The following is an 18,479-nucleotide window of genomic DNA, read 5'->3' on the forward strand; positions in this document are numbered from 1 at the left end:
GCGGAACGGGGCGTGAGATCGGGCACGGGTGATGCCCGAATACGTCGGCGGGCGGGCCCGTTCGGTGCCCGCCCGCCGTGAAATCCAGCCGATCAGTACGGCCAGATCGGCGGGTCGCTCACGAAGTGGCCGCCCAGGTAGGCGTGCGCGATGTTGTCCGGTTCCAGCTCGCCCTGCTCGGCGATCAGCTTCTCCGCGTACGGCTCGGAGTCGTCCTGCGGGTCGTAGCCGAGCGCCCGCGCCGTCGACAGGTCCCACCACAGCCGGGTGTTCGCGGAGGAGCCGTAGACGACGGTGTGGCCGACGCTCTCGGCGGTCAGGGCCGCGTGGAAGAGGCGGGCGCCGTCGGGCGGGCTCATCCAGACCGACAGCATCCGCACGCTGGTCGGCTCCGGGAAGCAGGAGCCGATGCGGACCGACACGGTCTCCAGGCCGTACTTGTCCCAGTACAGCTGGGCGAGGTCCTCGCCGAAGGACTTGGACAGACCGTAGAAGGTGTCCGGGCGGCGCGGGGTGTCGATGGGGATCAGGGGATCGTCGCCCTGCGGGCGCGGGGTGAAGCCCACCGCGTGGTTGGAGGACGCGAAGACGATCCGCTGCACGCCCTCCTCGCGGGCGGCCTCGTACAGGTTGTACGTGCCCTCGATGTTCGCCTTGAGGATCTTCTCGAAGGGGGCTTCCAGGGAGATGCCGGCGAGGTGGATGATCGCCTCGACGCCCCGCACGGCCTCGCGCACGGCCTTCTTGTCGGCGAGATCGGCGGTGACCGCGTCCGGGTCGCCCTCGATCGGGCGCAGGTCGAGGAGGCGCAGCTCGTAGCCGAAGGCCGGGAGCAGGTTCCGCATCAGGGTGCCGAGCCCGCCGGCGGCGCCGGTGAGCAGAACGGTGCGGGGGGCTGGCATCCTCGGTTCTCCTTCGGTCAACGGCCGCATGTATGCACGATATTCACATCCGTGGACACGCTAGGGATTGCCGACCTACCCCGTCAAGTGTGCCGCGAAGCCGGGAAATCCGCTCTTGGGATGCCCGATTGTCTGCTTGACCGGCCATGAAGGGCTTCATAGGGTGGATGCGTTCAGAAATATAGACGCCAATCAGAAGAACGTACGCGCCTGCCTCAGGGAGAGCCCGTGACGCCAGCCCCCCTCGCCGCTCGACTCAGCATCCCCAGCGGGCCGCTGTTCTTCCCGGTCACCGCCTACGGCCCGGACGGCTCGGTCGACCTCGACGCCTTCCGTGCGCATGTGCGCCGCGGGGTCGAGGCCGGGGCCGCCGCGGTCTTCGCGTGCTGCGGCACCGGCGAGTTCCACGCGCTCACCCCCGAGGAGTTCGAGGCCTGCGTACGGGCGGCCGTCGAGGAGACGGACGGCCGGGTGCCGGTCGTCGCCGGCGCCGGGTACGGCACCGCACTCGCCGTGCGGTACGCGCGCGTGGCCGAAGCCGCCGGGGCGGACGGACTGCTCGCCATGCCGCCGTACCTCGTGGTCGCCGGGCAGGAGGGGCTGCTGCGGCACTACCGGGAGGTGGCCGCCGCGACCGGGCTGCCGGTGATCGTCTACCAGCGCGACAACGCCGTGTTCACCCCGCAGAGCGTCGTCGAACTGGCCCGCACGGACGGGATCATCGGCTTCAAGGACGGCCTCGGCGACCTCGACCTCATGCAGCGCATCGTCAGCGCCGTGCGCACCGAGGTCCCCGGTGACTTCCTCTACTTCAACGGCCTGCCGACCGCCGAGCAGACCCAACTCGCCTACCGCGCCGTCGGAGTCCCGCTCTACTCCTCCGCCGTGTTCTGCTTCGCCCCGGAGATCGCGCTCGCCTTCCACCGGGCGCTGGAGACGGGCGACGACACGACGGTGCACCGTCTCCTCGACGGTTTCTACCGCCCGTTCGTCGAACTGCGGGCCCAGGGCCGCGGGTACGCCGTGTCCCTGGTCAAGGCAGGTGTACGACTGCGCGGGCTGGACGTGGGGGAGGTCCGGCCGCCGCTGCACGAACCCGCCGAGGACCATGTCAAACAGCTCGCCGAGCTGATCGAGCGCGGGTACGCACTACTGGAGGACGGCAAGTGAAGGCGTCGACTTTCGTCTACCCCTGGGACGTCAACGGGGACCCGGAGGCCGCGAGCCGTATCGCCGCGCTCGGCGTCCAGCAGGTGACGCTGGCCTCCGCGTACCACTCCACGCGCGCGCTCACACCCCGCCACCCGCGCCACCGCATCGTCACCGCCGAACACGCCGCCGTGCTGTACCCCACGGACGCGCGCTGGGAGGGCCGGGAGCTGCGCCCGTACGCGGCCGGCGACTGGGCGCCCGGAGACGCGTACGGCGAGGCCGCCGCGGCCCTCGCGGACGCCGGCCTCGAGGTGCACACCTGGGTGGTCCTCGCGCACAACTCCCGCCTGGGCGCCGAACATCCGGACACCTCCGTCGTCAACGCCTACGGCGACCGCTACCCGTGGGCGCCGTGCATCGCCCGGCCCGCCACGCGCGCGTACCTCGTCGACCTGGCTGCCGAGGCAGCCGTACGTCCCGGGGCGCGCGGCACCGAGCTGGAGTCCCTCGGCTGGTACGGGCTGCAGCATCTGCACGCCCACGACAAGACCGGCGGGGTCGGCCTCGGGGACGTCGGGATGTACCTCATGGCGCTCTGCTTCTGCACCGTCTGCCGGGCGGGCTACGGCGAACAGGGCCTGGACGCCGACGAGTTTGCGGCCGCCGTACGGGACGCGCTGGAGCCGCTGTGGCAGGGGGCGCCCGACGACGGGGGCTGGGCCGGGGTCGAGAAGCTGCTCGGCGAGGCGACGGCATCGGCCACGCGCGCGTGGCGTGACGAAACCGCCCGCACGCTCCAGGAGACGGCGGTCCGGGCGGTGCGCGAGGCGGCCCCCGAGGGCTTCCAGGTGCTGCTGCACGCCGACCCGGTGACGTACCACGTCGGCGCCAACCCGGGTGTCGACCCTGAGCACATCCTGTCCGTGGCGGACGGCGTGGTCGTGCCGTGCGCGGGCGGTGCGGAGCTGCTGACGCCGTTCGCCGAGCAGGGCCGCGAGGCGGCCGTCATCGCCGCCAACTTCCCCGTGGTCTCGGGCATGGGCGGCAGCCCGGCCACCCTGGCCGCGGACGCGGCGGCGGCCCGGGACCGGGGTGCCACCCAACTGCGGCTGTATCACGCCGGGTTGGCGTCGGACGGGGACCTGGAGGCGGTGCGCTCGGCGCTCGCCGGATTCTGAAGGAGCGAAGCCGCGGGTACCACCAGGACCGCTCCCAGGGCGATCAACACCAGCCGGTAGTCGGCCAGTTCTACCAGCGCGGCCCCTACGGCCAGCCCGAGCACGTTCGGCGTGAACAGGAGCGTGTTCGCCGTGGCGGCCGTACGGCCGAGCAGCGCGTCCGGGGTCTCGCGCTGCACGGCGGTCAGCGCGGCGATCAGGACGCAGGGCAGCCCCACGCCGCTCGCCGCGCTGCAGGCCAGGGCCACCGGGTCGGACGGGACCGCCCGCGTTGCTACCGCAACCGCCGTGAGGGCGATGCCGTACGTGGCGAACCGGCGTTCCCCCAGCCGCCGCAGCGCGGGCCCCGAGACCAGCCCGACCGCGACCGAGCCGGCGCCCTGGACGGCGTACAGGACACCGGCGTAGGCGGGGGAGTGCCCGAGGCCGTCGATGACGGCGTAGAGCAGCGCCCCGCCGATGCCCGCGCAGAGCATCGTCGTGCCGCCGGCCAGGACCAGCCGGCGCAGCCGGGGGTGCGCCCACAGGAACCGGGCGCCCTCGGCCGTCCGCTCCCACCAGCCGCTCGTGGGCGGCTCCGGCTTCTCCTCGCGGACGCGCAGCAGGGCGTACACGCCCGTGGCCAGGACGAACGTGACGGCGTCCAGCAGGGCGACGGCCGGGCCGCCGTACGCCGCGAAGAGGCCCGCGCCCGCGAGCGGGGCGACCAGCTTCATGCCCTCGGTCGCCGTCATGCGCAGCCCGTTGAAGTCGCCCAGCAGGGCACGGTCGACGGCGGCGGCGACGAGCGCCGACTCGGCCGCGTCGTGGACGACGCCTGCGGCGCCGTACACGAAAAGGACCGTGTAGAGCAGCCACAGGCGGCTCGGGGAGTCGACGGTGAAGAGGGTGAGCAGAAGGGCGGCCAGGAGGAGGTTCGCGCCGATGAGGAGCGGTTTGCGGCGGACGCGGTCGGCGAGCGTGCCGAGCAGGGGGCCGACGAGCGTGGGGGCCCACATGGCGAGCAGGCACAGCGCCGCCAGTCCGTCCGAGCCGGTCAGCTCCTTGACCCACACGCCCGAGGCGAGCCACAGCGCCGAGGTCCCGAAGCCGGAGACCACCACGCCCGCCAGATACAGCCCCGCGTTGCGGTCCCGCAGGACCCGCAGCACCGCCCATGTCGTCCCTGCCGATGTCGTCATGCCTGGCCATCGTGGGTCTAAGGACCCGGGCGGGGGATGGGGCAAGTGCCGTATCCGCGGCTGCGGAAGCGGCGGCGGGAACCCGTTGGAACCTGTCGGTAATCCCCATGGGAGGCGCACCGGGCCGGCCATAGCGTCGACGTCCATGAGCTACGTTGCCCCGATCCTCATCGGCATCGCCTACGTCCTGCTGATGTCCCTCGTCCGCGAACCGCACCGGCGCCGGCTGAACGCCCTCATGGTCGCCGGGGCCGGCGCCGCCTACCTCAGCGGCGGCGGTCTCGGCGGCTGGGAGTTCGCGTTCACCGCCCTGTCGACGTACGTCGCCTACCGGGGCCTCGACTCCTGGAGCTTCATCGGTATCGGCTGGCTGCTGCACACCGCGTGGGACGTCGTGCACCACCTCAAGGGCAACCCGATCGTGCCGTTCGCGCACAGCTCCTCGCTGGGGTGTGCGATCTGTGATCCGGTGATCGCGCTGTGGTGCCTGGGCGGGGGGCGGACGCCGGCCGAGCTTGTGCGGGTTGTGCGGGTCGAGCCCGGCGTGCGATGAGTTTCCGGGTCGTGGTCGGTCTACCTCTCACAGACACGACTGTGAGGAGCAGTGCATGACTGACACGACCCTCGACCTCGGACCGCAGACGCGCGTGATCGCACGGCTCGCGGAGGGGGTGCGCGAGGAGCAGCTGGCGGACGGGACGCCCTGTCCGGACTGCGCGGTGCGCAACATGCTGGGCCACCTGCTCGGCCTGTCCGCCGCCTTCCGGGACGCCGCCCGCAAGGACCTGGGCGCGACGACCGACACCAGTCCGGGAGACGTCACCCCGGACATCGGCCCCGGCTGGCGCGAGGAACTCCCCAAGGTGCTCGACGAGTTGGCCGACGCCTGGCGCGACCCGTCCGCCTGGACGGGCATGACCCGCGCGGGCGGCGTGGACCTGCCGGGCGAGGTCGCGGCCGCCGTGGCCGTCGACGAACTGGTCATCCACGGCTGGGACCTGGCCCGTGCGACCGGCCAGGACTACACCCCCGACCCGGCCGCACTCCAGACGTCCCACGACTTCCTGCTGGCCGCGGCCGAGGACCCGAGCCGGGGCGGCGGCATCTTCGGCCCGGTGGTGCCGGTACCGGCGGAGGCCTCGCTGCTCGACCGGGCGGTGGGGCTGAGCGGGCGCCACCCGGGCTGGACGCCGTAATCCCAGGGGCAGGGGGCTACGGCGGAACATACGCCGGTGCGCGGAGGTGTCGGTGGACGCCGGTCCCGGCACCTTCGCGGAGTTGCAGCGGCACACCGATCCGGCGCGGCTGACGGCGATCTGGACCTCGCACCTCCACGCGGACCACAACGCCGATCTGCTCGCCGCCGTCTACGGCCTCGCGTACGGCGGTCTGACCCCGCCCGCGCCCATCCCCGTCCACGCACCCGGCGACTGCGCCAGGCATCTCGCCGGGTTCTTCGGGCGCCCGGACGCCGGTTTCCTGAGCGGCATCCTCGACTTCCGTCCCCTGCACGACGGCCACACCGCCCGACACGGCGACCTGCTCCTCGCCTCCCGGCTCGCCCAACTCGCGGCCGACGCCGACCTGTTCCTCTGCGAAGCCGACATCTGACCAGGACCGTCTGACCCGTCCGCCCCCGCAACCCCAACTTCCTTTGTCAGAAGCATTGACGAAACATGCGGCCCCTCCTACCTTCAACGCGTCGTACTTCGTACGTCATATATGAGACGCGATACGCGAGATCCGAGAGGCGCGCATGACCTCTGTGCCCACGCCGATCCCCTCCCGCACGCAGTACGTGCTGGAGGAGATCAAACGCCGCATCCTCACCGGGCGGTTGACGCCGGGTCAGGCCCTGGTGGAGACCGAGCTCGCCGCGCAGTTCGGGGTGTCCAAGACCCCGGTGCGGGAGGCGCTCAAGACCCTGGCCGGCACCGGACTGGTCGTCATGAGCCAGTACAAGGGCGTCACGGTGCGCATGGTGGACGCGGACATGGCACGCGAGGTGTACGACGTGCGGCTGCTCCTCGAGCCCGAGGCGCTCAAGCGGGCGGTCAAGCGGGGCGCCTCCCTCGACGCCGCCCGCGACGCCCTCACCCGCGCCGACGACGCCACCGACACCGCCGAACGCTCCCTCGCCAACCGGGAGTTCCACCGCGCCCTCTACCTGCCGTGCGGCAACCCGCTGCTCGGCCGGATGCTCGACGAGGTCCGCGACCAGGCCGCCCTCGTCTCCGCCGTCGCCTGGGCCGCCGACCCCTCCTGGGAGCGGGAGGCGAACGAGCACCGGGAGATCCTGCGGCTCGCCCTGGACGGCGACGCCGGCGGCGCCGCACGCGCCCTCCACGACCACATCGCGTCCTTCGTGCAGCGAGCGTTCCCCCAGGCCATGGAAGAGGAAGGGCAGGCATGAGCAGCGCGACGTTCGAGACCCGACGGGCGGCCCTGGCCGACGTGGTGGCGATCCCGGTGACCCCGTTCGCCGAGGACGGCACCGTCGACCAGGACGCCCACCGGGCCCTGCTGCGTCGGCTGCTCGAGGGCGGGGTGCGGATCCTCACCCCCAACGGGAACACCGGCGAGTTCTATGCCCTCACCCCCGAAGAGCGCCGCCTCGTCACGGAGTTGACCATCGACGAGGCCGGCGAGCGGGCGGCCGTCCTCGTCGGGGTCGGCCACGACGTGCCCACCGCCGTCGCCTCCGCACGCCACGCCCGCGAGCTCGGCGCCCAGATGGTGATGGTCCACCAGCCCGTCCACCCGTACGTCTCCCAGGCCGGCTGGGTCGACTACCACCGCGCCGTCGCCGCGGCCGTCCCCGAGCTCGGCGTCGTCCCGTACATCCGCAACGCCCAGCTCTCCGGCTTCCGCCTCGCCGAACTCGCCGACTCCTGTCCGAACGTCATCGGGGTCAAGTACGCCGTCCCCGACGCCGCCAAGTTCGCAGCGTTCGCGCGCGACGCGGGGCTCGACCGCTTCGTCTGGGTCGCCGGTCTCGCCGAGCCGTACGCGCCCTCGTACTTCTCCGCGGGCGCCACCGGCTTCACCTCCGGACTCGTGAACGTCGCCCCGTCCGTTTCGCTGAATATGATCGAAGCGCTTCGATCCGGCGACTACCCGGCCGCCATGAAGGTCTGGGAACAGATCCGCCGCTTCGAGGAGCTGCGTGCCGCGAACGGCTCCGCCAACAACGTCACGGTCGTCAAGGAGGCCCTCGCCTCCCTCGGCCTGTGCCGCCGCGACGTCCGCCCGCCGAGCAGGACGCTGCCCGAGGACGAACGGGCCGAGGTCGCCGCGATAGCCGCCGGGTGGTCGATATGAAGTCACCGGAAGAGCTCAGAAGCCACCAGTGGTACGGCACGGACGGCCTTCGCTCCTTCAGTCACCGGGCACGGACCCGCCAGCTCGGCTACCTCCCCGAGGAACACCTCGGCAAGCCCGTCATCGCCGTCCTCAACACCTGGTCCGACATCAATCCCTGTCATGTGCATCTCAGGGATCGTGCCCAGGCCGTGAAGCGCGGAGTGTGGCAGGCCGGGGGCTTCCCGCTCGAGTTCCCGGTCTCCACCCTCTCCGAGACCTTCCAGAAGCCGACCCCGATGCTCTACCGCAACATGCTCGCGATGGAGACGGAGGAGCTGCTGCGCTCGTATCCGGTCGACGGGGCCGTGCTGATGGGCGGCTGCGACAAGTCCACGCCCGCGCTCCTCATGGGGGCCGCGTCGGTCGACCTGCCGACCGTCTTCGTGCCCGCCGGACCCATGCTGCCGGGCCACTGGCGCAACGAGGTCCTCGGCTCCGGCACCGACATGTGGAAGTACTGGGACGACAAGCGCGCCGGCCTCATCGGCGACTGTGAGATGACCGAGCTGGAGAGCGGCCTCGCCCGATCGCCCGGCCACTGCATGACGATGGGTACGGCGTCCACGCTCACCGCCGCCGCGGAAGCGCTCGGCGTCACTGTCCCCGGTGCCTCCAGCATCCCGGCCGTCGACTCCGGGCACGACCGGATGGCCGCCAAGGCAGGCCTCCGAATCGTCGAACTGGTCCACAGGGACCGGAAGTTGAGCGACATCCTCACCCAGGACGCCTTCGAGGACGCCGTCACCACCGTCCTCGGCCTCGGCGGCTCCACCAACGCCGTCATCCACCTGATCGCCATGGCCGGACGGGCCGGAGTCCGCCTCACCCTCGACGACTTCGACCGCATTGCCCGCACCGTGCCGGTGCTGGCCAACGTCCGGCCCGGCGGACAGACGTACCTCATGGAGGACTTCCACTTCGCCGGAGGCCTCCCCGGGTTCCTCTCCCGCATCCCCGACCTGCTCCACCTGGACCGGCCGACGGTCTCGTACGACACCCTGCGCGAGCAGATCGACGGCGCGCAGGTCCACAACGACGACGTCATCCGGCCCCGCGACAACCCGGTCGCGAACGAGGGCGGCGTCGCCGTCCTGCGCGGCAACCTCTGCCCCGACGGCGCCGTCATCAAGCACATCGCCGCCGAGCCGCACCTGCTCAAGCACACCGGTCCCGCGGTCGTCTTCGACGACTACAGGACCATGCAACGCACCATCAACGACCCGGAGTTGAGCATCACCGCCGACAGCGTGCTGGTGCTGCGCAACGCCGGACCCAAGGGCGGCCCGGGCATGCCCGAGTACGGCATGCTGCCCATCCCCGACCACCTGCTGAAGCAGGGTGTGCGGGACATGGTGCGGATCTCCGACGCCCGGATGAGCGGCACGAGTTACGGCGCGTGCGTGCTGCACGTGGCGCCCGAGTCGTACATCGGCGGCCCGCTGGCCCTCGTACGGACCGGGGACCTCATCACCCTCGACGTCGAGGCACGCACCCTCCATCTCCACGTGGGCGACGAGGAGTTGGAGTGCCGCAGGGCGGACTGGACGCCGCCGCCCACCCGTTACGAGCGCGGCTACGGCGCGCTCTACAACGAGCAGATCACCCAGGCCGACACCGGCTGCGACTTCGAGTTCCTCGCCCGTCCGGGCCGGGTCGCCGACCCGTACGCGGGCTGAACCACAGCACCACCCAGGCACGGCCAAGAACGCACCACGCACTACGAGAAAGCGCTTCCTGCGCGACGCATGCACGACGCAAGCACGACGTACCGAGAACGGAGACCAGTCATGGCCCAAGCCGCAGCCGTGGCGAAACCGCCCGCGCCACCCCGGCGGCGCCGTGCCTCCGCCACGCCGCGCAGGCTGCCGTACCTGCTGATCGCGCCGGCGGCCCTGCTGATGCTGGGTTTCATCGCCTACCCGGTCATCAGCGTCTTCTACTACAGCCTGCAGAACTACAACCCCACCAAGCCGTGGCGGAACGGCTTCGCGGGCTTCGACAACTTCGTCCAGGCCTTCACCAACGACCCGCAGTTCTGGGACACGCTGACCTTCAGCGCCAAGTGGGTCATAGTCGAGGTCGGTCTGCAGCTGCTCTTCGGTCTCGCCCTGGCGCTGATCGTCAACCAGACTTTCGTCGGGCGGGCGTTGGGCCGCGCGCTGGTCTTCTCCCCGTGGGCCGTCTCCGGTGTGCTGACCTCCGCGATCTGGGTGCTGCTCTACAACTCCCAGACGGGCATCACCCGTTACCTCGCGGACATGGGCATCGGTTCGTACGGCACGAGCTGGCTCTCGGACACCTCGACCGTCTTCCCCGCGGCGATAGTCGCCGACCTCTGGCGAGGCGTCCCCTTCTTCGCGATCCTCATCCTCGCCGACCTGCAGTCCGTCTCGAAGGACCTGTACGAGGCCGCCGAGGTCGACGGGGCGAGCCGCCTCAAGCAGTTCTGGCACATCACCCTGCCGCACCTGAAGGACGCGATCGTCCTGTCGACACTGCTGCGCGCGGTCTGGGAGTTCAACAACGTCGACCTGCTCTACACCCTCACGGGCGGCGGTCCGGCGGGAGAGACCACGACGCTCCCGCTCTACATCGCCAACACCAGCGTCGACGCCCACAACTTCGGCTACGCATCGGCCCTGACCACGGTGGCGTTCGTGATTCTGCTCTTCTGCTCGATGGTCTATCTGCGGCTGAGCAAGTTCGGAGGTGAGGAGAAGTGATCACCGAGATCGCACCCGCGCCGGAGCGCGTGGCGCCCGAGCCGGCCCGGCCGAGGAAGAAGCGCCGCGCCTGGGACGAGGCCCCGCGCTGGCAGATCTACGTCCCCCTGTCGATCTACCTCCTCTTCACCCTGATCCCCTTCTACTGGATCCTGCTCTTCGCTCTCCGTCCGGCCGGCTCGACCTCCCTCGTGCCCTGGCCGATGACCTTCGAGCACTTCGAGAAGGTCTGGAACGAGCGGGCGTTCGGCACCTACTTCCAGAACAGTGTGCTCGTCGGCGTCGCCACCCTGGTGATGACGACCCTGGTCGCGCTGGCCGGCGGTTACGCCCTCGCCCGGTTCAACTTCAAGGTCAAGCGGGCCTTCATGCTCGCCCTGCTCTGCACCCAGTTCGTGCCGGGGGCGCTGCTCCTGGTTCCGCTCTTCGAGATCTTCGCCAACCTGCGGATGATCAACTCGCTCGGCAGCGTCGTCATCGCCGAGACGGTCTTCCAGCTGCCGCTGTCGATGATCCTGATCAGCGGCTTCATCCGGAACGTGCCGTACTCGCTGGAAGAGGCCGCCTGGGTCGACGGCTGCAATCGCTTCACGGCCTTCCGCATCGTCGTGCTCCCGCTGCTGCGGCCCGGGTTGATCGCCGTCGGCTCCTTCGCCTTCGTGCACGCCTGGAACCACTTCCTGTTCGCCCTGATGTTCCTGAGCGACCAGAGCAAGCAGACCATCCCGGTCGGCCTCAACACCCTGATGAGCGCGGACAGCGTCGACCTCGGTGCGCTCGCCGCGGGCGGCATCATCGCGGCCGTACCCGTCGTGATCGTGTTCGCCTTCATCCAGAAGTGGCTGATCACCGGCTTCAGCGCGGGGGCGGTGAAGGGATGAGGCGCCGTCGGACGCAGGTGAGATGCGTGAGGGCGGACTCTCCGGCCGTCGTCGACCGGGCCGCTGCCCGGGATGCCGGCTGCCGCGTCCGGATCGCGGGTGACGGCCGACCGTCCGAAGAGGCCGGGGCGTTCGGCGGCGCTGCCGAAACGGCTGCCGACCGCGTCGCGGACGTACGGGAGCGGTTGCTCCTTCCTTCCCGCGCAAGGGCGGTGACGACATGAGGTTCCGTCAGATCGCCGTCACCACCGCCCTGTTGGGACTCTTCTGCCTCCCCGCCCACGCCGAGCCCCGCGACATCAGCCGCGACACCCTGCCCGCCGACGACGGCTGGGCCGCCTACGGCACCGGCACCACCGGTGGCTCGGCCGCCGACGACGCCCATGTCCACACCGTCACCGACCGCGCCGGCCTGGTCCGTGCGCTCGACGGCGGCAGCGACACCCCGAAGATCATCAGGATCGCGGGGACGATCGACGCCAACACCGACGACGACGGCCACCACCTGGACTGCGCCGACTACGCCACCGACGGCTACAGCCTGAAGAAGTACCTGGCCGCCTACGACCCCCGCACCTGGGGCTCCGCCAAGCCGAGCGGCGCGCAGGAGGAGGCCCGCCAGGCGTCCGCCGCCGAGCAGGCCGCGCGGGTCACGCTGCCCGTCGGCTCCAACACCACCATCGTCGGGCTCGGCAACGCGGTCCTGAAGGGCGCCAACCTCCAGGTCAAGAACGCGGACAACGTCATCGTCCGCAACCTCGACCTGCGCGACGCCTACGACTGCTTCCCCGTCTGGCAGCCCAACACCGGAGGCCTCGGCGACTGGAAGACGTCGTACGACAACATCTGGCTGACCGGCGCCACGCACGTGTGGATCGACCACGTCACGGCGAGCGACAAGGGTCACCCCGACGCGAAGGAGCCCACCTACTTCGCCCGCAACTACCTGCGCCACGACGGCCTGTTGGACATCACCAACGGCTCCGACCTGGTCACCGTCTCCTGGAGCCGGTTCGAGGACCACGACAAGGCGATGCTCATCGGCAACAGCGACTCGGCGACCGGCGACCGCGGCAAGCTGCGGGTCACGCTCCACCACAACCAGTTCGAGTCCGTCGTCCAGCGTGCGCCCCGCGTCCGCTTCGGGCAGGTGCACGTCTACGACAACCGGTACGTCGTCCCGGAGGGCGCCGAGTACCGCTACTCGCTCGGCGTGTCCACGGAGTCAGGCATCTACGCCGAGAACAACTCCTTCCGCACGCCGGGCCATGTCGAGGTCGCCGACCTCGTGAAGAGCTGGAACGGGACCGCCCTGCACCAGACCGGCACCCTCTTCAACGGCCGTCCGGTGGATCTTCTGGCGATCTACAACGCCTACAACTCCGGCAGCGAGCGCGACCTCACCGCCGACGTCGGCTGGACGCCTACCCTGCACGCACAGATCGACAGCGCCGCGGTGGCCGACCGAGAGGTGGCGCGCGGCGCGGGCGCAGGGAGGATCCCATGAGCACAGACATCGTCCTGGCGGGCGCGCGCGGCCACGGCCGCTGGCACCTGGACAACATCCGCCGGCTCCAGGACAAGGGGATCGTACGGCTGGCAGGCATCTGCGAGCTGACCCCGCTGGCCGCCGACGAGATCCCGGAGGGCCTCGGCACGCCCGAGCAGTCCGCCGACTTCGGCGCGCTCCTCGACTCCACCGGCGCCCGCATCGCGGTGATCTGCACGCCGATCCCCACCCACACGGACCTTGCGCTGACCGCCGCGCGCAAGGGCGTTCACCTCCTCCTGGAGAAGCCGCCCGCGCCGTCGTACGCCGAGTTCCGGCGGATGGCCGACGGGGTCGCCGAGGCGGGCGTGGTCTGCCAGATCGGCTTCCAGTCGCTGGGCTCGCACGCCGTGTCCGCGGTCCGGCAGATGGTCGCCGAGGGCGCGATCGGCGAGGTCGTCGGCATCGGCGGGGCCGGCGCCTGGGCGCGGCCGGAGTCGTACTACCGGCGTGCGCCCTGGGCCGGGAAGCGGCGCCTGAACGGCGTCGACGTGATCGACGGTGTGCTGACCAACCCCCTCGCGCACGCCGTCGCCACCGCCCTCGCGCTGGACGGCTCCACGCGCGCCGAGGACGTCACCGACATCGAGCTCGAGCTGCTGCGTGCCAACGACATCGAGTCCGACGACACCTCCTGCGTCCGCGTCACCACCGCCCAGGACCGCCCGATCACCGTCGCGGCGACCCTGTGCGCCGAGGACCCCGACGACCCGTATGTCGTCGTGCACGGCACCAGCGGGCGGATCACCTTCTGGTACAAGCAGGACCGCGTCCTGCTCCAGCGCGCCGACCACGGCCCTCAGGAGTACGAGTACGGCCGCACCGACCTGCTGGAGAACCTGGTCGACCACCTCACCGACGGCGCCGAGCTGCTGGTCACCCCGGACGCGACGGGCGCCTTCATGAGGGTTGTTGAAGCGATTCGACTGGCCCCGGACCCGAGCCCGCTGCCGGACGGGGCCTGGCACCTGATCCCCGGCGAGGACCGCAGAGTCGTGGACGGCATCGACGGACTCGTCGCGGCCGCCGCCGACACCCTCGCCCTCTACTCCGAACTCGGCGCCACCTGGGCCCTACCGAAAGAGGAGAGCACATGATGACGACGACCGACTCGCCCGTCCTGCGCGTCGCCGGCCGCCCGGTCGGCCGCTACGTCACCCGGCCCGAACTGCCGGCCAGGCTCTCCCCGCGCCCCTATCTGCACCCCGTCACCACCCTGGCCGGCACGGCGGTCACCGAGCTGAGCCCCGCCGACCACGTCCACCACCTCGGCGTCGGTGTCGCCGTTCCCGACGTCGAGGGGCACAACTTCTGGGGCGGGCGGACGTACGTCCGCGACCAGGGGCCGACCGAGCTGGACAACCACGGCGCCCAGCGCCACAGCTCCTTCCAGCTGCGCGATCCCGACGGCTTCGTGGAGGAGCTGCGCTGGGTGGCGTCGGGAGCGGAGCTGCTGCGCGAACGCCGTACGGTCGCAGCCACCGAACTCACGGACGCCGCCTGGGCGTTGGACTTCACCTTCTCCCTCACCAACGTCACCTCCGGCCCGCTCTCCATCGGCAGCCCGGCCACCAACGGGCGCCCGGGTGCCGCCTACGGCGGCTACTTCTGGCGCGCCCGCAAGGAGCAGGAAGCCCCCGACGTCTTCACCCCCGACCGCGAGGGCGAGCCGGAGGTGCACGGGTGCCGCGCCGACTGGCTCGCCCTCGCGGGCACCACCTGGACCCTCGTCTTCGCGGGCGCCACGGAGCAGACCCGCCGGGACCCGTGGTTCGTGCGCACCGCCGAATACCCGGGCGTGGGCTCGTCGTTGGCGTACGAGGAACGGCTGCCGATCGAGCCGGGCGACACCGTCGTACGGCGCATCGTGACCGTCGTCGCCGACGGCCGGCTGTCGCGGCACGAGGCGGCGGCGCTGGTTCGCAAGGCGGTGAGCCAGTGACGGACGACGTCTACACGAACCCGATCCTCGACGCCGACTGGTCCGACCCGGACGTCGTCCGCGTCGGCGACGACTTCTACCTCACCGCCTCCAGCTTCGGCCGCGCCCCCGGCCTGCCGCTGCTGCACTCCCGCGACCTCGTCAACTGGACCCTGGTCGGCCACGCCCTCCAACTCCTCGAACCGGCCGCCGAGTTCAGGACCCCGCGCCACGACTGCGGGGTCTGGGCACCCTCGCTGCGCCATCACGACGACCGCTTCTGGATCTTCTGGGGCGATCCCGACCAGGGCATCTTCCAGATCAATGCCCCCGGGATACGCGGCCCTTGGACCCGCCCGCACCTGGTGAAGGCGGGCAGGGGACTCATCGACCCCTGCCCCCTGTGGGACGACGAGACCGGCGAGGCCTATCTCGTGCACGCCTGGGCCAGGTCCCGCTCCGGCGTCAAGAACCGCCTCACCGGCCACCGTATGCGGCCCGACGGCACCGAACTCCTCGACGAGGGCAAGCTGATCGTCGACGGCGACCGCATCCCCGGCTGGTTCACCCTCGAAGGCCCCAAGCTCTACCAGCACGACGGCTGGTTCTGGATCCTCGCCCCCGCGGGGGGAGTCGAGACCGGCTGGCAGGGCGCCTTCCGCTCGCGCGGCTTCTTCGGGCCGTACGAGGAGAAGGTCATCCTTGAGCAGAAGGACACCACCGTCAACGGGCCCCACCAGGGCGGCTGGGTGCGCACCCCGGCCGGCGAGGACTGGTTCCTGCACTTCCAGCAGCGCGGCGCGTACGGCAGGGTCGTGCACCTCCAGCCGATGCGCTGGGGTGCGGACGGCTGGCCCGTCCTCGGCGACGAGGGCGCCCCCGTCGCCGTACACAAGAAGCCCGACCTGCCGCCGCAGCCGCCCGCCGCGCCCGCCACGGACGACGACTTCCCCGGCGGACGCTTCGGCCGCCAGTGGTCCTGGACCGCCAACCCGCGGGAGGGCTGGGCCACCCAGCACTCCGGCGACGGACTGCGCCTGTCCTGCGTCCGCTCGGCCGACGCCCAGGACCTGCGTAAACTCCCGAACGTCCTGACCCAGCGGCTGCCCGGCACGCCGTCCGCGGTCGAGGTGGAGCTCGCGCTGCACAGCGAGGAGCCGGGCGCCCGGGCCGGACTCGCCGTCCTCGGAGACGCGTTCGGCTGGATCGGGCTGCAGCGCGGGGCCGACGGAGCGGTGCATCTCGTGCACCGGTTCGCGGAGGCCGTCGCCGAGAAGGAACGGGACGCCGACCATCCGCGGCTCGCGCCGGAGGGGCGCGTACGGCTGCGGATCGAGATCCGGGCCGGGGCGCGCTGCCGGTTCCTGTACGACATCGGCGAGGGCCTGCAGCCGTCCGGTCCCGTCTTCGCCGCCACCCCCTGGCGCTGGGTCGGCGCGCTGCTCGGCCTGTTCGCGCTCACGCCCGCCGGCTCGGGTCACGCCGGCGCGGCAACCTTCACGCACTTCAGGATCGACTCCTTGTAACCACCGCACTCGTGCAACGCACCGCACCCGTACGCCTGTTGGGAGCCGCAATGACGCAGCACCTTCATAGCAAGCGCTTGCCAGGGCCGAGACCGGGGGCCGGCAAGGTACTGGCCGCCGTGATCGGCCTAGTGGCCGCGTTGAGCCTGGGGGCGATCGGGCAGGCCAAGGCCGCGAACCCGGTGGGGACTTCGGGCTCGGCGAGTTCTGTGGGGACCTCGGCCGCCGCCGATCGATGGACCGACAAGCCGCACGGCTTCGCCTCCCTCGCCGGCGGCACCACCGGCGGTGCGGGCGGCAAGGTCGTGACGGTCACCGACCAGGCCTCGCTGGCCAGGTATGCGGCGGCCGAGGAGCCGTACATCATTCGGGTCTCGGGATCGATTGCCGTCGAACCGTTCGGCTCGAACATCATCGTCGGCTCCGACAAGACCATCATCGGCGTCGGCGACACCGGCGAGATCGTCCACGGCGAGCTGCATCTCGACCCCGGCACGCACAACGTGATCATCCGCAATCTGACGATCCGGGACTCGTACGTCGAGGGCGACTGGGACGGCAAGACGCAGGACTTCGACGCGATCCAGATGGACACCGTCGACCACGTCTGGATCGACCACAACCGCCTCACGCACATGGGCGACGGACTGATCGACCTGCGCAAGGACAGTCAGTACATCACCGTCTCCTACAACCGGTTCAGCAACCACAACAAGGCGTTCGGGATCGGCTGGACGTCCAACGTGGTCACCCAGGTCACCATCGACCACAACTGGTTCACGGGCACGAAGCAGCGCAACCCGTCCGCCGACAACTGCGCCTACGCCCACCTCTACAACAACTACCTGTCGGCGCAGGTGTCCGACGGCGACCCGGTGTGGACGTACGGGAACTGGTCGCGGGGCCACACCAGGATGGTCATCGAGAACAGCTACTACGACGGTGTCCAGCATCCCTACCAGGCCGACGCCACCGCGGAGTTGGTGCAGCGCGGGTCGATCCTGAAGAACACCACCGGGCGGACCGACGAGTGGGGTGCCGCCTTCGATCCTCGGGAGTTCTACGACTACCGGCTGGATCCGGCGGCTGCGGTGCCGGCGCTGGTGACGAAGTTCTCCGGGCCGCAGAAGCGGATCGGGGTCGTGCTCCATGTCCCGGGCGACTACCCGACCGTGCAGGCCGCCGTCGATGCCGTGCCCGACGGGAACGCCGTGCCGGTGACCATCGCCGTCGCTCCCGGCACGTACCGCGCCAAGGTCTACATCCCCGCGACCAAGCCGGACATCACGCTGGCCGGGATCGGCCGGGACCGCTCGGACACCGTCATCGTCCACGACACGCCTGCCGCGTACGGCGGTTCGACGGGCAGCGCGACGGTGCGGATCGCCGCGAACGACGTCACCGCTCGCAACCTCACCTTCAGCAACGACTTCGACGAGGCTGCGGTCGAGCTGAATGGTGAGCAGGCGCTCGCGATGAAGACGACCGGTGACCGGATCGTCTTCGAGGACACCGCGTTCCTGGGCAATCAGGACACGCTCATGACCGACAGCCCCAAGCTGACCACCGTCAGCCGGGTCTACATCCGCGACTCGTACATCGAGGGCGATGTCGACTTCGTCTACGGGCGGGCCACGACCGTGATCGAGCGTTCGGTGATCCGGCTGCTGAGCCGGGGCTCGACCACCAACAACGGCTACATGACGGCCGCTTCGACGTGGACCGGCAACCCGTACGGGTTCCTGATCACGCGGTCGAAGGTCGTGAGCGACGCGCCCGAGCAGTCCTTCCACCTCGGGCGGCCGTGGCATCCCGGCGGTGAACCGGCAGCCGTGGCACAGGTGTTGATCCGGGACAGCGAACTGCCCGCCGCGGTCAAGTCCTCGCCGTGGACCGACATGAGCGGGTTCTCGTGGAAGGACGCGCGGTTCTCGGAGTACCGGAACCACGGGCCGGGAGCCGCGGTGACTGCGGACCGGCCGCAGATGAGCGACGCCGACGCGAAGACCCACACCGTCGCCGACTACCTCAAGGGCAACGACAACTGGGCTCCCCACAGCAGCCGTTGAGCTGTGCCCTGCATACCCCCCACAACTTCATGTC

The 18,479-nt window shown here is 70.8% G+C and carries 17 protein-coding genes and 1 pseudogene; 16 read left to right on the plus strand and 2 right to left on the minus strand.

Going from position 1 to position 18,479, the window contains the following annotated elements; all coding sequences use genetic code 11:
- Positions 1-92: 92 nt before the first annotated feature.
- Positions 93-902, minus strand: a complete 810-nt coding sequence (locus ACFY1L_RS43495; protein WP_388838074.1) for an NAD-dependent epimerase/dehydratase family protein — start codon at positions 900-902, stop codon at positions 93-95.
- A gap of 228 nt (positions 903-1,130) precedes the next feature.
- Here ACFY1L_RS43495 and ACFY1L_RS43500 point away from each other — a divergent pair, with 228 nt between their 5' ends.
- Together ACFY1L_RS43500 and ACFY1L_RS43505 are read left to right on the plus strand one after the other, a co-directional pair.
- Positions 1,131-2,072 (plus strand): 5-dehydro-4-deoxyglucarate dehydratase, encoded by a 942-nt coding sequence (locus ACFY1L_RS43500; RefSeq protein WP_388838077.1) that lies wholly within the window; start codon positions 1,131-1,133, stop codon positions 2,070-2,072.
- A complete protein-coding gene (locus ACFY1L_RS43505) occupies positions 2,069-3,232 on the plus strand; it encodes a hypothetical protein (RefSeq protein WP_388838080.1) in 1,164 nt (387 codons plus the stop codon). Before ACFY1L_RS43500 ends, ACFY1L_RS43505 begins: the two co-directional genes overlap by 4 nt.
- Here the strand turns inward: ACFY1L_RS43505 and ACFY1L_RS43510 are convergent.
- Positions 3,169-4,413 carry an MFS transporter gene (locus ACFY1L_RS43510; protein WP_388838083.1) on the minus strand — a complete coding sequence of 415 codons (1,245 nt, stop codon included), beginning with the start codon at positions 4,411-4,413 and terminating at the stop codon, positions 3,169-3,171. The genes ACFY1L_RS43505 and ACFY1L_RS43510 overlap by 64 nt on opposite strands.
- A gap of 145 nt (positions 4,414-4,558) precedes the next feature.
- Between ACFY1L_RS43510 and ACFY1L_RS43515 the strand changes: the two genes are divergently transcribed.
- The 14 genes and pseudogenes from ACFY1L_RS43515 to ACFY1L_RS43580 all read left to right on the plus strand — a co-directional run bounded on the left by ACFY1L_RS43515 (position 4,559) and on the right by ACFY1L_RS43580 (position 18,445).
- The gene (locus tag ACFY1L_RS43515) at positions 4,559-4,966 is read left to right on the plus strand and encodes a DUF6010 family protein (RefSeq protein WP_388838086.1); all 408 of its coding nucleotides are present in this window, start codon (positions 4,559-4,561) and stop codon (positions 4,964-4,966) included.
- Positions 4,967-5,021: 55 nt separating this feature from the next.
- On the plus strand, positions 5,022-5,609 hold the full coding sequence (locus ACFY1L_RS43520) for a TIGR03086 family metal-binding protein (protein WP_388838090.1): 588 nt from the start codon (positions 5,022-5,024) through the stop codon (positions 5,607-5,609).
- A 40-nt stretch (positions 5,610-5,649) separates the two neighbouring features.
- A pseudogene (locus tag ACFY1L_RS43525) lies at positions 5,650-6,021 on the plus strand (MBL fold metallo-hydrolase); the annotation flags it as partial.
- A 148-nt stretch (positions 6,022-6,169) separates the two neighbouring features.
- Positions 6,170-6,826 (plus strand): GntR family transcriptional regulator, encoded by a 657-nt coding sequence (locus ACFY1L_RS43530; protein ID WP_388838093.1) that lies wholly within the window; start codon positions 6,170-6,172, stop codon positions 6,824-6,826.
- Positions 6,823-7,734, plus strand: a complete 912-nt coding sequence (locus ACFY1L_RS43535; protein ID WP_388838096.1) for a dihydrodipicolinate synthase family protein — start codon at positions 6,823-6,825, stop codon at positions 7,732-7,734. The genes ACFY1L_RS43530 and ACFY1L_RS43535 overlap by 4 nt, the downstream gene beginning before the upstream one ends.
- Positions 7,731-9,452, plus strand: coding sequence for an L-arabinonate dehydratase (gene araD / locus ACFY1L_RS43540; RefSeq protein WP_388838099.1), 1,722 nt, complete (start codon positions 7,731-7,733; stop codon positions 9,450-9,452). Before ACFY1L_RS43535 ends, araD begins: the two co-directional genes overlap by 4 nt.
- 111 nt (positions 9,453-9,563) lie before the next feature.
- On the plus strand, positions 9,564-10,499 hold the full coding sequence (locus ACFY1L_RS43545; protein WP_388838102.1) for a carbohydrate ABC transporter permease: 936 nt from the start codon (positions 9,564-9,566) through the stop codon (positions 10,497-10,499).
- On the plus strand, positions 10,496-11,380 hold the full coding sequence (locus ACFY1L_RS43550) for a carbohydrate ABC transporter permease (protein ID WP_388838105.1): 885 nt from the start codon (positions 10,496-10,498) through the stop codon (positions 11,378-11,380). The genes ACFY1L_RS43545 and ACFY1L_RS43550 overlap by 4 nt, the downstream gene beginning before the upstream one ends.
- Before the next feature lie 26 nt (positions 11,381-11,406).
- A complete protein-coding gene (locus ACFY1L_RS43555; protein ID WP_388838108.1) occupies positions 11,407-11,604 on the plus strand; it encodes a hypothetical protein in 198 nt (65 codons plus the stop codon).
- Complete coding sequence (locus ACFY1L_RS43560) at positions 11,601-12,887, plus strand: polysaccharide lyase family 1 protein (protein WP_388838111.1); 1,287 nt, start codon at positions 11,601-11,603, stop codon at positions 12,885-12,887. The genes ACFY1L_RS43555 and ACFY1L_RS43560 overlap by 4 nt, the downstream gene beginning before the upstream one ends.
- Positions 12,884-14,026 (plus strand): Gfo/Idh/MocA family protein, encoded by a 1,143-nt coding sequence (locus ACFY1L_RS43565; protein WP_388838114.1) that lies wholly within the window; start codon positions 12,884-12,886, stop codon positions 14,024-14,026. The genes ACFY1L_RS43560 and ACFY1L_RS43565 overlap by 4 nt, the downstream gene beginning before the upstream one ends.
- Positions 14,026-14,871, plus strand: a complete 846-nt coding sequence (locus ACFY1L_RS43570; protein ID WP_388838473.1) for a PmoA family protein — start codon at positions 14,026-14,028, stop codon at positions 14,869-14,871. The genes ACFY1L_RS43565 and ACFY1L_RS43570 overlap by 1 nt, the downstream gene beginning before the upstream one ends.
- Positions 14,868-16,376, plus strand: coding sequence for a family 43 glycosylhydrolase (locus tag ACFY1L_RS43575; RefSeq protein ID WP_388838117.1), 1,509 nt, complete (start codon positions 14,868-14,870; stop codon positions 16,374-16,376). The genes ACFY1L_RS43570 and ACFY1L_RS43575 overlap by 4 nt, the downstream gene beginning before the upstream one ends.
- A 50-nt stretch (positions 16,377-16,426) precedes the next feature.
- Positions 16,427-18,445, plus strand: coding sequence for a pectinesterase family protein (locus ACFY1L_RS43580; RefSeq protein ID WP_388838120.1), 2,019 nt, complete (start codon positions 16,427-16,429; stop codon positions 18,443-18,445).
- The last annotated feature ends 34 nt before the right edge of the window (positions 18,446-18,479 follow it).

This window comes from Streptomyces sp. NPDC001663 (genome assembly GCF_042893105.1).
GTDB lineage: Bacteria > Actinomycetota > Actinomycetes > Streptomycetales > Streptomycetaceae > Streptomyces.

What these genes read in the sequence shown, in the direction of transcription:
- ACFY1L_RS43495 (WP_388838074.1), bottom strand. Translation starts at nt 902, where the DNA reads ATGCCAGCCCCCCGCACCGTTCTGCTCACCGGCGCCGCCGGCGGGCTC.
- ACFY1L_RS43510 (WP_388838083.1), bottom strand. Translation starts at nt 4,413, where the DNA reads ATGACGACATCGGCAGGGACGACATGGGCGGTGCTGCGGGTCCTGCGG.
- ACFY1L_RS43515 (WP_388838086.1), top strand. Translation starts at nt 4,559, where the DNA reads ATGAGCTACGTTGCCCCGATCCTCATCGGCATCGCCTACGTCCTGCTG.
- ACFY1L_RS43520 (WP_388838090.1), top strand. Translation starts at nt 5,022, where the DNA reads ATGACTGACACGACCCTCGACCTCGGACCGCAGACGCGCGTGATCGCA.
- ACFY1L_RS43530 (WP_388838093.1), top strand. Translation starts at nt 6,170, where the DNA reads ATGACCTCTGTGCCCACGCCGATCCCCTCCCGCACGCAGTACGTGCTG.
- ACFY1L_RS43535 (WP_388838096.1), top strand. Translation starts at nt 6,823, where the DNA reads ATGAGCAGCGCGACGTTCGAGACCCGACGGGCGGCCCTGGCCGACGTG.
- araD (WP_388838099.1), top strand. Translation starts at nt 7,731, where the DNA reads ATGAAGTCACCGGAAGAGCTCAGAAGCCACCAGTGGTACGGCACGGAC.
- ACFY1L_RS43545 (WP_388838102.1), top strand. Translation starts at nt 9,564, where the DNA reads ATGGCCCAAGCCGCAGCCGTGGCGAAACCGCCCGCGCCACCCCGGCGG.
- ACFY1L_RS43560 (WP_388838111.1), top strand. Translation starts at nt 11,601, where the DNA reads ATGAGGTTCCGTCAGATCGCCGTCACCACCGCCCTGTTGGGACTCTTC.
- ACFY1L_RS43565 (WP_388838114.1), top strand. Translation starts at nt 12,884, where the DNA reads ATGAGCACAGACATCGTCCTGGCGGGCGCGCGCGGCCACGGCCGCTGG.
- ACFY1L_RS43570 (WP_388838473.1), top strand. Translation starts at nt 14,026, where the DNA reads ATGACGACGACCGACTCGCCCGTCCTGCGCGTCGCCGGCCGCCCGGTC.
- ACFY1L_RS43580 (WP_388838120.1), top strand. Translation starts at nt 16,427, where the DNA reads ATGACGCAGCACCTTCATAGCAAGCGCTTGCCAGGGCCGAGACCGGGG.